Origin of the sequence: Pseudoduganella sp. R-32, assembly GCF_049913245.1 — a bacterium.
In the GTDB taxonomy this organism is placed as follows: Bacteria; Pseudomonadota; Gammaproteobacteria; order Burkholderiales; family Burkholderiaceae_D; genus Rugamonas.
On sequence record NZ_CP183987.1, the window covers coordinates 5,943,255 to 5,955,941 of the forward strand.

Annotated in this window: 8 protein-coding genes; 7 read left to right on the plus strand and 1 reads right to left on the minus strand. The window is 63.9% G+C overall.

The window, feature by feature from the left end:
- Positions 1 to 9: 9 nt before the first annotated feature.
- Positions 10 to 1,566: a galactarate dehydratase gene (gene garD, locus ACN9MU_RS27180; protein WP_426343719.1), complete on the minus strand. Its 1,557-nt coding sequence runs from the start codon at positions 1,564 to 1,566 to the stop codon at positions 10 to 12.
- 154 nt (positions 1,567 to 1,720) lie between these two features.
- Here garD and ACN9MU_RS27185 point away from each other — a divergent pair, with 154 nt between their 5' ends.
- The 7 genes from ACN9MU_RS27185 to ACN9MU_RS27215 all read left to right on the plus strand — a co-directional run bounded on the left by ACN9MU_RS27185 (position 1,721) and on the right by ACN9MU_RS27215 (position 12,620).
- On the plus strand, positions 1,721 to 3,124 hold the full coding sequence (locus tag ACN9MU_RS27185) for a glycoside hydrolase family 88/105 protein (RefSeq protein WP_426343720.1): 1,404 nt from the start codon (positions 1,721 to 1,723) through the stop codon (positions 3,122 to 3,124).
- A gap of 9 nt (positions 3,125 to 3,133) precedes the next feature.
- Positions 3,134 to 4,345 carry a DUF4861 family protein gene (locus ACN9MU_RS27190; protein WP_426319163.1) on the plus strand — a complete coding sequence of 404 codons (1,212 nt, stop codon included), beginning with the start codon at positions 3,134 to 3,136 and terminating at the stop codon, positions 4,343 to 4,345.
- Positions 4,342 to 6,246 (plus strand): glycoside hydrolase family 28 protein, encoded by a 1,905-nt coding sequence (locus ACN9MU_RS27195; protein ID WP_426343721.1) that lies wholly within the window; start codon positions 4,342 to 4,344, stop codon positions 6,244 to 6,246. Before ACN9MU_RS27190 ends, ACN9MU_RS27195 begins: the two co-directional genes overlap by 4 nt.
- A 126-nt stretch (positions 6,247 to 6,372) precedes the next feature.
- Positions 6,373 to 9,321, plus strand: coding sequence for a TonB-dependent receptor (locus tag ACN9MU_RS27200; RefSeq protein WP_426319165.1), 2,949 nt, complete (start codon positions 6,373 to 6,375; stop codon positions 9,319 to 9,321).
- A 107-nt stretch (positions 9,322 to 9,428) separates the two neighbouring features.
- Positions 9,429 to 10,715, plus strand: a complete 1,287-nt coding sequence (locus ACN9MU_RS27205; RefSeq protein WP_426319166.1) for an HD-GYP domain-containing protein — start codon at positions 9,429 to 9,431, stop codon at positions 10,713 to 10,715.
- Between the two features lie 114 nt (positions 10,716 to 10,829).
- Positions 10,830 to 11,144, plus strand: a complete 315-nt coding sequence (locus ACN9MU_RS27210; RefSeq protein WP_426319167.1) for a hypothetical protein — start codon at positions 10,830 to 10,832, stop codon at positions 11,142 to 11,144.
- Between the two features lie 168 nt (positions 11,145 to 11,312).
- Positions 11,313 to 12,620 (plus strand): FAD-dependent oxidoreductase, encoded by a 1,308-nt coding sequence (locus ACN9MU_RS27215; protein ID WP_426319168.1) that lies wholly within the window; start codon positions 11,313 to 11,315, stop codon positions 12,618 to 12,620.
- Positions 12,621 to 12,687 lie beyond the last annotated feature (67 nt).

Consider the following 12,687-nt stretch of genomic DNA (forward strand, 5'->3'; position numbering starts at 1 on the left):
ACTCCGTCATCAGGTTACCGGCGCCGGATTGAACAGCGCCAGTGAATTATGGATCTTCCAGTGTTCGGCCCAGGTTTCCTTGCCGCTCGCCACATCCAGCATCAGGCGGAACAGCTCCCAGCCTACCTCCTCGATGGTGGCCTCGCCGCTTGCAATGCGACCCGCGTTCACGTCCATCAGGTCGTGCCAGCGCTGCGCCAGGTCATTGCGGGTGGCGACCTTGATCACGGGTACCGCCGCCAGGCCGTATGGCGTGCCGCGGCCGGTGGTGAAGACGTGGATGTTCATGCCGGCCGCCATCTGCAGCGTACCGCAAATGAAATCGCTGGCCGGCGTCGCCGCGTAGATCAGGCCCTTCTGCGTCAGCTTCTCGCCCGGCGACAGCACGCCGTGGATGGCGCCCGAGCCGGACTTCACGATCGAACCCATGGCTTTCTCCACGATGTTCGACAGGCCGCCCTTCTTGTTGCCCGGCGTCGTGTTGGCGCTGCGGTCAACGCCGCCGCGCTTCAGGTAGTCGTCGTACCATTGCATTTCTCGGATCATTGCCGCCGCCACCTCAGGCGTCTCCGCGCGGGACGTGAGCTGGTCGATACCGTCGCGTACTTCGGTCACTTCCGAGAACATCACGGCCGCGCCGGCGCGCACCAGCAGGTCGGTGGCGAAGCCCACTGCCGGATTGGCAGTCACGCCCGAGAAGGCATCGCTGCCGCCGCACTGCACGCCCACAACCAGTTCCGAAGCAGGCACCGTTTCGCGCTGGCGCGCGTTCAGCACCTTCAGGTGATGTTCCGCCGTGCGCATGATCGAATCGATCATCGAGTTGAAGCCGACGTGCGCGCCATCCTGCAGGCACACCACGTCCGGCTCACCCGCCGCCGAGTTGAGGTTGGCCGACGCGATCGGGATGCTCCCGGCAGGGAACAGGCGGGTCGGCGGCAGCTTTTCGCAGCCAAGGCTGACCACCATCACCTGGTTGCCGAAATTCGGGTTCTTGCTGATATTGCGCAGCGTGCGGATTGGCACGTCGGCGCCAGGCGCATCGATCGCCACGCCGCAACCGTAGATGTGCTCCAGCCCCACCACGTCGTCCACGTTCGGATAGCGCGGCAGCAGTTCTTCCTTGATGCGCTTGACCGCGTGGTCGACCACGCCCGACACGCACTGCACGGTGGTGGTCACGGCCAGGATATTGCGCGTGCCGACCGAGCCATCCGCATTGCGGTAACCCTGGAAGGTGTAGCCCTCCAGCGGCGGCAGCGGCGCCGGCTTGCGGGTGCCGATCGGCAGGCCATCGAGCGAACGGGCGCCCGGCATGCGCAGCACCTTTTCCGAGACCCAGGAGCCGCGTGGAATCGCCTGGTCCGCGTAGCCGATGGTCACGTTGTAGCGCGTCACGGGATCGCCTTCAGCCAGGTCGACCAGGGCGACTTTATGCCCTTGTGGCACGCCTTCCACCAGCGTCAGGCCGTCCGGGAATACCGAGCCGGCCGGCAAGCCGCCGTCATTGACCACGATGGCAACGTTGTCTGCCTCGTGCATCTTGATGTAGCGTGCGAGTTTCATTAGATGTCCTTTTGATGATCCTGAACTTCATTTTCAGTATGCCACACAAAAACGACGATTGGCTAGTCCACCTTGCATATTTGGTCTGACCAAATTAGAATGGCCTGACCAGATGACGCAGTTACACCACACCTAAAACGTCGCACGGAGACCCATGAAGCCGACATCGTCCCTGCTGGCAGCCGCCCTGGCCTGCCTCTTCGCCCTCAGCCCTGCCCACGCGGAAGGTCCTTACCGCAATACCGACAACAAAAATCCGAACGACGCCGGTGAAGGCAGCTACCCGGTCCCGTACAAGATGCCGACCGTCGCCGAGATCACCGGCACGCTGCAGAAAGTACGCGGCTACATGGACAGCGTGACGCCGACCCGCATCGTCAGCAAAAAGACCGGCGAAACAATCACCGACCTGAAAGCACCGGTAGCCGATGCGATATTCGAACCGAGCAAGGGCGACTTCGGCATCCAGGTGTACGAAATGGGCGTGGTGCATTCCGGCCTGCTGCGCGCGGCCGAAGCGACCGGCGACCGCAGCTTTCTCGCCATGACCGAGCGCCACCTCAACTTCTTCAAACAGACCAGGCCCTACTTCGCCGCCCAGGAAAAGCAGTTCAAGCTGGAGCGCGGCAACAGCTTCTCGCGCTTCCTCGACCCGCGCTCGCTCGATGATTCCGGCTCGATGTGCGCAGCCTTGATGCGCGCCCGCGCCGCCAAGGTCGGCCCCGACCTGGCCGGCATGATCGCCACGTGCAGCGACTGGGTCGCCAACAAGCAGTACCGCCTGAAGGACGGCACCCTGGCCCGCAAGCGCCCGCAAGCCGAATCGCTGTGGGGCGACGACCTGTACATGGGCGTGCCGGCGCTGGCCGAAATGGGCCGCATGACCGGCAAGCGCGCCTACTATGACGACGCGGTGAACAATGTGCTCAACATGGCGGGCTACCTGTTCAACCCGCAAACCAAGCTGTACACGCACGGCTGGCACGCCGGCATGAACGACGCGCCGAACTTCTACTGGTCGCGCGCCAACGGCTGGGCGGTGCTGGCCATGTCCGACCTGCTCGACGTGCTGCCGAAAGACCACCCGGGCTATCCGAAAGTGCTGGCGCAACTGCGCCTGTCACTGCAAGGCATTGCGGAACGCCAGTCCGGCAGCGGCCTGTGGCACCAGATGATCGACCGTAACGACTCCTACCTCGAGACCTCGGCGTCGGCCATCTTCACCTACGTGATCGCCCACGCCGTCAACCAGGGCTGGATCTCGCCTGCACCATACGGCTCCATCGCACAAGCCGGCTGGGCCGGGCTGCAGACGAAAATCACCGGCCAGGGCGAAGTGGAAGGCACCTGCGTCGGCACCACCCTGGCCGGCGACATGGTGTACTACTACAACCGGCCAACCAGCAAGCACGCCCTGCATGGCTACGGCCCCGTGCTGCTGGCCGGAGCCGAAATGATCAAGCTGGTCACCAATCCCAAGCTCGACATCCAGTACCGCGTCCGCACCTATCACTACCTGCCGAAAGGCGGCCAGACCGACTACCGCGAACACCACTGAGGAGCAGTCATGAAGACCACCCGCATCCTTGCCGCACTGGCCGCCGCCCTGCCCGCGATTGCCGCCAGCGCAGCGGAACGCCTGACCATCACGCTGCAGCACGACCTCGATATCGCACGCCCCTCGGAAACGGTGACCGTCCCCTGGTCGGAAGTGAACAAGGCCCTGCCGCACGCCCTGGTCCAGAAAATCGCCGTGCGCGATGCCTCCGGCCGCGTGGTGCCGCACCAGGTCACCAATGTCGCGCCGCAGGCGAAAGACCCGCAGAACGTCGGCACCGCTTACGGCGAGCTGATTTTCCAGCATAGCTTCAAGGCCGGCGAAAAGTCCGCCACTTACACGGTTGAAAAAATCGACAGCGTAGCGCCCGTATTCGCGGCGCAAACCTTTGCCCGCTACGTCCCCGAACGCCTCGACGATTTCGGCTGGGAGAACGACAAGATCGGCCACCGCACCTACGGTCCCGCGCTGGCTGCTCCCGCTCCGGCGGGCGTCGTGAAGGAGGTGCTGGTGACCTCCGGCCTGGACCTGTGGTTCAAGCGCGTGCCTTATCCGATTGTCGATCGCTGGTACAACAAGGGCCACGACCACTACCACCATGACGAAGGCGAAGGCATGGACATGTACAACGTCGGCCGCTCGCGCGGCGCCGGCGGTACCGGTGTGTGGGACGGCGGCAAACTGTACGTATCCACCAACTACGCAAGCTGGAAAGTTCTGGCCAACGGCCCGGTACGTTCCATCTTCGAGCTGTCCTACGCCGCATGGGACGCCGCCGGTCTGCCGGTGACGGAAACCAAGCGCTTCACCGTCGACGCCGGCCAGCAGCTGGACATGATCGAGTCCACCTTCAGCTATGCAGGCGACAAGCCGCTGACCGTTGCCGTAGGCCTGAACAAGACCCCAAGCGACAAGGGCCAGACCCCTCAAATCGCCACTAGGCGCGAAGGCAAGGTGCTGCTGCAATGGGTCGAGCAAGCCAGCAACGGCGCCTTCGGCACCGCCGTCGTCGTGCCGGCGGCACAAGGCTTCGCTGAAGACGCCCTGAATGAACTGATCCTCGCCCCGGCAAGCGCCGGCAAGCCACTGCGCTACTACGCCGGCGGCGCCTGGAGCCGCGCCGGCGAAATCACCACCCGCGAGCAATGGGAAGCCTACGTCGCCAACGCCGCCGCCCGCGCCGCCAACCCCGTGCGCACCGCCCTGGCGGCAAGCAAATGAGCGGCCCGCACCGCACCACCCAGCCGAGCCGGTGTCACACCCTGGGGTCAGGCCCCAAGAGTGACACGAGCCCAGCTGTATCCGCTCGCCGCGCCTTGCTCCGTGCAGCGGTCGCCGGCGGGGCATTGATCGCTTCGCAGCCAGCGCTGGCACGTTTCGCGGCGGCCGTGGCGAATGCCGCCGCCAGTGACCCGTCGGGCGGCGACCCATGGCTGCGCGCAAGGGAAATCGCCGCGCGGTTTGCCACGCCAATCGCCTTTCGCAAGCAGGATTTCCTGGTGACGGAATTCGGCGCCAAGCCATGCAAGCTGGTCTCCGTGCAAGGCCAAGTCGCATCGCTCGAACCGGGCACGCTGCAAACGCCGGCAAAAGGCAGCCATGACTGCCACCCTGCCATCACCGCTGCAATCGCCGCCGCGCACCAGGCCGGCGGCGGGCGCGTTGTCATTCCAGAAGGCGCGTGGTACATCAAAGGCCCGCTGGTGCTGCGCTCCAACGTCCAAGTGCACTTGGCAAAAGGCGCGCGCCTGGTGTTCAGCGCCAATCCGGACGATTACGCGAAATACGGCGACATCGACTGCGGCAAGAACGGCAAGCTGGTTCGCAGCCGCTGGCAAGGCAACGATTGCCTGAACTTCTCCCCGCTGGTGTATGCCCACGGCCAGAAGAACATCGCTCTCACCGGCGAAGACTGGACCTCCGTGCTGGACGGCCAGGGCGGCGCCCCTTTCGAGAACAATCCGAGCGAATGCTGGTGGGACTGGAAAGGCCGCGGCAAGCCTGCACGCGAACGCACCGAAACAGCCATCAATCCGAACAACGCCGCGCAGGTGCAACGCGCGCCCGGAGAGCGCATCCTGATTCAAGGTTCAGGCAATCGCTGGCAGAGCGACTCGCGCTACCTGCCCGTGCTCTCCGAGTCCAGTGTCCCCGCCGATCAGCGCGTGTTCGGCCAGGGCCACTTCCTGCGCCCCTGCATGGTCGAACTGATCGAATGCGAGAACGTCCTGCTCCAGGGCTACCAGATCGTCGGCGCCCCGTTCTGGGTGCACCACCCGGTCGCCAGCCGCAACGTCCACTTCAAGGACGTGAACATGGAAAGCCTGGGCCCGAACAGCGATGGCTTCGATCCGGAAGCCTGCGACGGCGTGCTGGTGGAAGGCTGCACCTTCAACAACGGCGACGACTGCATTGCCATCAAGGCCGGCAAGAACAGGGACACCCACTATGGCCCCACCCGCAACATCCTGATCCGCCACTGCGTGATGAACAGCGGCCATGGCGGCGTCACGCTGGGCAGCGAAATGGCCGGCGGCATTGAGCACGTCTACGCCGAGCAGATCGAATTCAGGAACCTGCACTGGGCCAGCGACGCGCTCAACACCGCCATCCGCCTGAAGACCAATATGAACCGTGGCGGCTTCCTGCGCCACCTCTACGTCCGCGACTGCACGCTGCCGAACGGCGTGCAGACCAGCCCGGGCTTCTACAAGCCGCTGTCCGGCACCACCAGGCCGTCCGGTCCGGTCGCATCAAGCGCCGGCGCCGTGATCACCTTCGACTGCGATTACGCCCCTGCCGACGACGTGGTGCGCACGCGCCCTCCCGAAGTGTCGGACATCGAGATCTCCGGCCTCAAGGTGGGCAACGTCGACACGCCCAATGGCAAGGTCTCCTGCTACCAGGCCATCGTGATGCTGGGTCCTGTCGCCAGCAGCTACAACGGCCCCGCCGGCGCGGCATTTCCGCCGATCGCGCGCGTGAGAATCCGCGACTGCGACTTCGGCACCCCACGCAATGCCGGGCAACCGTGGCTTCTGCACAACGTCCGCGCACTGGTTCTCGACAACGTCACCATAGGCGGAAAGCGCTATAGCGGGGAGTTTTCCGCCGACGCCTGATCTGGACAGGCCAATTTTGCAAATAAATACATTTGGACTGACCACATTGCAAAATTCTTAGCATAAAATAGCGCAACCGGCCTGACCACTTACAAGAGCCGGCAGCAATAATAACCAGGAGATGGCATGAAGTTCACGGATCAAACCGAGGCTTTGCGCAAGTTCGCGCTGCGCCTCGTCGGCACTTACTCAGTCACCGCGCTGGCCATGGGCCTCGCCCACGCACAGGCCACCGCACCGGCCGCGCCGGCCGCGGAACCGGAAATGAAAGTCGTGGTCACCGGCCTGCGCGCCGCGCTGGAATCGGCGCTGAACAAGAAGCGCGAGGACAACGGCATCGTCGACGTCATCAAGGCCGAAGACATGGGCAAATTCCCCGATACCAACCTGGCCGAATCGCTGCAGCGCGTGCCAGGCGTGGTGATCGACCGCGACGCGGGCGAGGGCCGCAGCATCACCGTGCGCGGCCTGGGCCAGGACTTCACCCGCGTGCGCATCAACGGCCTGGAAGCGCTGGCCACTACCGGCGGCACCGACAGCTCCGGCGGCACCAACCGCTCGCGCGGCTTCGACTTCAACGTATTCGCCTCCGAACTGTTCTCGTCGCTGACCGTGCGCAAGAGCTCTTCCGCCGACGTGGATGAAGGCTCGCTGGGCGCCACCGTCGACCTGCAAACCATGCGCCCCTTCGACCTGAAAGGCTTCAACGCCACCATCACGGCCAAGGGCAAGTACAACGACCTGTCGAAGAAGACCGACCCGCGTGTGGCCTTCCTGCTGTCCGACACCTTCGCTGACCGCAAGGTAGGCGTTCTGCTGTCCGGCGCCTTCTCCAAGCGGCAGTTGCTGGAGGAAGGCTTCTCCACTGTGCGCTGGGATAACGGACCATCGAGCGGCGGCTGGTGCGCGCCGCGAGGCGTGGCGGCCAATCCAGCCAACTCCACCGCAGCCACCTGCGGCCCTGCTGCCCAAGGAGTACCGCGCCTGCCCGCTTCGCAAGCGGCGACCGACGCCTACAACCTGGCCAGCAGCGCCGACAACTTCCATCCGCGCCTGCCGCGCTACGGCCGCCTGACCCACGACCAGGACCGCGTCGGCCTCACTGGTTCCGTGCAGTGGCGCCCGATGCAAGGCTCGCTGGTCACCTTCGACATGCTGTATGCAAAGCTCGATGCAACGCGCCAGGAAGACTTCCTGGAAGCGATTTCGTTCAGCCGCTCCGCCAGCCAGGGCGGCAAGCCGCAAACCTCGGTCGTGGAAGCGCAGTACGCACCAAACGGCAACCTGTTGTACGGTAAGTTCAACGGCGTGGACATGCGTGCCGAGTCGCGCTACGACGAGCTGTCCACCACCTTTACCCAACCGACGCTGACCCTCGACCAGCGCCTGACCGATACACTGCAACTGCAGGCGCGCGTCGGCCGCGCCACCTCGAAGTTCCGCAATCCGGTGCAAACCACCACCACGCTTGATGCGCTGAACGTGAACGGCTACACGATCGACTTCCGCCAGGACGACCGCCATCCGATCATCTCGCTGCCGTTCGACCCGGCAGCCGGCGGCAGCATGGGAATCGTCGGCGTGCCGCAAGTGGCCAGCGGCACCCAGCCGACCACCATTCCAAATACCACGAGCAGCGAAATCCGCATCCGCCCGCAAGGCGCCAACAACCGTAACGACACGGCGACCGTGGACCTGGCCTGGGAGGCGTCGGACGCGCTGACCATCAAGGGAGGCCTGAATCGCAAGAAATACGACTTCGATTCCTACGAGTCGCGCCGCGTGAACCAGAACGACACGATCTTCGCGCCGCCGGCAGGCTCCGGCAACCTGACGACCACCGTGAGCGGCTTCGGCAAGGGGCAGAACCTTCCGGCCGGGACCTATACCACCTGGCTGATTCCCGACCTGAACGCCATCGCCAAGGCCTACGACATCTACTGCAATTGCATCAAGAGCGGCCCTGCCGGCGGTCCCGGCGACTTCACCCTGTCCTCCATCACCAACGGCAATGCGCGCGGCAACAACCGCTCTGTCAACGAGGAAGACAAAGGCTTCTACCTCATGGGCGAGTTCAAGACGGAGCTGGGCAGCGTTCCGCTGCGCGGCAATTTTGGCGCGCGCTACGTAAAGACCGAGCTTTCTGCAACCGGCTACCAGGCTGCAGGTGGCGGCACTGCGGTTACCGTCAACAATGAATACTCTGACACCCTGCCGTCCCTGAACATCGCTGCCACGCTGACGCCGGATTTGATCGCCCGCTTTGCCGCGGCCAAGGTCATGACCCGTCCGCAGCTGAACAACCTGTCGCCGGGCGGCACCATCGCCACCACCGGCACGCCAAGCATCACCACTGGCAATCCGCTGCTCAAGCCCTTCCGTGCCAAGACCTTCGACACCAGCCTCGAATACTACTTCGGCAAGAACGCCTTTGTCGGCCTGGGTCTGTTCCAGAAGAACATCAGCACCTACATCCAGTCCCTGCGCACCAATATGGCGTACAATGACACCGGACTGCCCATGTCGCTGCTGCCAGCCAACTTCACCGGCGAAGAAGTTTTCCAGGTAACGGCTCCGATCAACACCGATGGCGGCAAGCTGAAAGGCTTCGAGCTGAATTACCAGCAGCCGTTCACCTTCCTGCCGGCATGGGGCAAGGACTTCGGCGCGCTGCTGAACTACACCCACGTGAAGTCGAAGATCGAGTATGTGGTTTCGCCAACCAGCGACACCCGCATCACCGACGACCTGCTCAACCTGTCGCCGCGTTCCTGGAACGCCACCCTGTACTACGACAACGGCAAGCTCAGTGCCCGCATTTCGGCTTCCTCCCGTTCCTCGTTCGTGACCCGCGTGCCGGGCCAGAACAACAACGACGTGGAAGGCAAGAACAAGTCGCTGAACGTGGACATGTCCGTGTCGTACAAAGTCAACGACAAGCTGGAACTCACGCTGGAAGGCGTGAACCTGACCAACGAAGAAAACGACCAGTTCGTGAGCCGCGCGCGCAACAGCGTGGTGGTGAACAACGTGACCGGCCGCGAATTCCTGGCCGGCCTGCGCTACAAGTTCTAAGGTGTTTCAAAGGCGTCTCTCCGCCTCTGCTTCCGGCCCCGCCTAGTGCGGGGCTTTTTTTTTCTGCGAGAATGTCCACAGTTGTTCCTTACCCCAAGGTGGACAATATGGCTAGCGATATGCAATTGACGGATATTCCCGGCGAGAGCCCGCATTTTGTACGCTCGGTCACCGAGATGGGGGATACGCGCGACGTCATTGCCAGCGAAGACATCTACGCCAGCAACGGCACCAAGATTTTGGCCAAGGGCGCCCGCATCGACAGCAAGCAGTTCGAAAAACTCACCCGCTACAAGCTCTTCGCCCCGCTCGACCAGGTGCTCTCTTCCGACAAGGCCGTCGACGCCGCCACGCTGGCGATCGAGTTCGACCGCATCCTCGAACACGACACGATTTACCGCCAACTCCTGGCGCGAGCCGGCGACCCGCGCCAGCTTAAGCACTGCACCGCCAACCTGCGCCTGCACTCGACCATCGAATTGCGCCTGACCGTCATGGCGGACAAGCACAAGGACGTGTTCGAGCACACGCTGCGTACCGCCATCATCGCCTTCGCCTGCGCCCAGCGCATGGGTGTTCCAGTGGGCGACTTGCCTGCCGTGCTGCTAGCAGCCCTGTGCCACGACTTCGGCGAGATGCACACCGACCCGCGCATTCTCGACCAGGCGCACCATGTCACGGCGGAGGAACGCCGCTTCGTGCACGTGCATCCCGTGACCGGCTACGTTCTGCTCAAGGATTTGCCCGGCTTCCCCGCCGCCGCGAGCAAGGCCGTGCTGCAGCACCATGAACGGCTGGACGGTAGCGGCTACCCCAACGCCCTGCGTGGCGCCCAGGTCGACCGGCTGGCGCGCATCGTTGCCGCCGCCGATGTCACCGAAACCGTACTGCGCCGCCTTGACATGCAGCGCCTGGAAATGCTGTACCGGATTAACAAGCCGCGCTTCGATGGCGATGTGCTGGCAATCCTGCGCGACCTGCTTCAACCGCAGTCCAATCACCCGGCTGAAACCGCCCCCTCCGGCGATCCATCGGAGCGACTGAATCATCTGTCGGAATTACTTCATGCCTGGTTCGACTTGCGGGCAATGCTGCAGGAGCGCCCCGCCGCAGACGCTCCCGGCTCGCCAATGGAATTCCTGTTCGAGCGCATGGCATCGGTCCGTTCGCTGGTACTGCAGGCCGGCTTCAACCCGGACGACATGACCAGCATGCTGGCCATGATGCAGGGCGACCCCGAAGTACTGGCGGAATTGCGCGCCATGCTGGACGAAATGGATTGGCTGCTGACCGACCTGGCCAATGAAATCGACCGCCGCTCTCCGGAGCTGGACAGCTTGTCGCAGGGTGCGCTGAAAGACCTGATGCAGCACCTGCGCCCCGATGTTCATTAACAAAACGGTTGCAAATGCTTACACCGATTACATGGCGTGATGTTTTTTGCGGGCCGCACCCACCTATACTGCAGCCACGCGCTTCGCGATAACCAACCAAAGAAAGGGAACGCCATGAAAACCACCAAGTTGTTCGCCGCCGTCCTGGTATCGGCATTTGTCCTGCCTGCCTTCGCCCAGTCCACCCCGAACCTGGACAAGCGCGAAGAGCACCAGCAAGCCCGCATCGCCCAAGGCATCGAGTCCGGCCAGTTGACCGCCAAGGAAGCACAGCACCTGGAGGCGCGCGAAGCCAAGCTGGCAAACGACGAAGCGATGGCCAAGGCCGACGGCAAAGTCACCCGCAAAGAGCGCCACAAACTGCAGCGCGAGGCTGACCGCAATAGCGCCGCAATCCATCACCAGAAGCACGACAAGCAAACCCGCTGATCGTCCAAGTCCCTTCCCTTCGTGCCGCACCTGTTCGCGTGCGGCACGGCTCCCCTCCTCCGTCCTGCCCATCCCTCCGCTAATCCATAACGTTGTCGATATAATTTGACAACACCATTGTCTCCACGACATTGGCCTGCACGTTCGATATGGAACAGGAGATCCATCATGGCAAAGGGACCAACCCTTCAACGCTATGACGCCATCGTTGTCGGCAGTGGCCCGGGCGGCGCCAGCGTCGCGCATACGCTTGCGCGGCATGGCCAGCGCGTATTGGTATTGGAACAGGGCAGCGGTGCGCCGCTAAAGGGCACGCTGGCGCAAATGGCGGGGATCGGCGCCATTCCAGGCAAGGGAGCGTTCTTCCACCGCGATGCATCGCTACTGGTGCGCGGACTGGCTACCGGCGGCAGCTCCACGCTGAATTTCGCCACGGCGGCGGCCCCGCCGCTGGAACGCTTTGCAGCGCTGGGCATTGACCTGGCTCCTTCGCTGGCGGAATGCCGCGCCGAACTGCCGATAGGCCAGTTGCCCGATGAATTGCTGGGCCCCATGGCGCAACGCATCATGCAGGCCGCGCTGGCCTCCGGTCTCCCTTGGCAGAAACTCGACAAAATGATCCGCCCCGCCATCTGCCGCAGCGGCTGCTGGCGATGCGTCTACGGCTGCCCCTATGGCGCCAAGTGGACTGCGCGTGACCTGCTGGACGAGGCGCGCCTGCGCGGCGCGCATATCCTGGACCATGCGCCGGTCCGGCGCGTGCTGCTCGATCGAGGCCGCGCCGTCGGCATCGAATACACGCGCGACGGGGCAGTCCTCACGGCCCATGCCAGCGTAGTCATCCTGGCTGGCGGCGGCATCGGCAGTCCGCGCCTGTTGCATGCCTCAGGACTGGCGCCGCGCAGCCTGCCCTTTATCAGCGATCCCGTCGTGGCGGTGATGGGCTTCGTCGACGACATCGACGGCGGCGCCGAAGTGCCGATGACCGCCGGCATGGCGTTGCCGGAAGAAGGCTTGTCACTTGCCGACCTGACCCTGCCCAAGCCGATGTACCAGGCCTTCGCGCTGCAGGTCGGCCGCATAGACCGATTGTTCGCGCACCGCCGCACGCTCAGCATCATGGTCAAGATCCGCGACCTTGCCGGTGGCGGCATCGGCCCGCACTGGGTCGACAAAACGCTGCAGGCCGCCGACCGCGAACGCTTCAAGCGCGGTACCGCGCTGGCACGGCGCATCCTGGCCCAGGCCGGTGCGCGCCATGTATTCCAGAGCTGGCATTTCGCCGCCCATCCCGGCAGTGCGCTGGCAGTTGGGAGCGGCAGCCCGGCCGCTGTCGACAACGATTTGCGTACCTCCACTGCGGGCCTTTACGTCTGCGACGCCTCCGTCCTGCCCGCCCCCTGGGGCTTGCCGCCCACCCTCACTCTGCTTGCACTCGGCAAGCGGCTGGGGCGCCGACTACAGGATTCTTTGTAGTCAAAATACTTCAATTTAATCGCGGATTTTGCTGCGTTTACGCCACATAGCAAGCGTGTGCGTAGTC

Bases quoted from the DNA above. Each gene is read 5' to 3' on its own strand.
- ACN9MU_RS27210 (WP_426319167.1), top strand. From the start codon at position 10,830: ATGAAAACCACCAAGTTGTTCGCCGCCGTCCTGGTATCGGCATTTGTC.
- ACN9MU_RS27200 (WP_426319165.1), top strand. From the start codon at position 6,373: ATGAAGTTCACGGATCAAACCGAGGCTTTGCGCAAGTTCGCGCTGCGC.
- ACN9MU_RS27185 (WP_426343720.1), top strand. From the start codon at position 1,721: ATGAAGCCGACATCGTCCCTGCTGGCAGCCGCCCTGGCCTGCCTCTTC.
- ACN9MU_RS27205 (WP_426319166.1), top strand. From the start codon at position 9,429: ATGGCTAGCGATATGCAATTGACGGATATTCCCGGCGAGAGCCCGCAT.
- ACN9MU_RS27215 (WP_426319168.1), top strand. From the start codon at position 11,313: ATGGCAAAGGGACCAACCCTTCAACGCTATGACGCCATCGTTGTCGGC.
- ACN9MU_RS27190 (WP_426319163.1), top strand. From the start codon at position 3,134: ATGAAGACCACCCGCATCCTTGCCGCACTGGCCGCCGCCCTGCCCGCG.
- ACN9MU_RS27195 (WP_426343721.1), top strand. From the start codon at position 4,342: ATGAGCGGCCCGCACCGCACCACCCAGCCGAGCCGGTGTCACACCCTG.
- garD (WP_426343719.1), bottom strand. From the start codon at position 1,566: ATGAAACTCGCACGCTACATCAAGATGCACGAGGCAGACAACGTTGCC.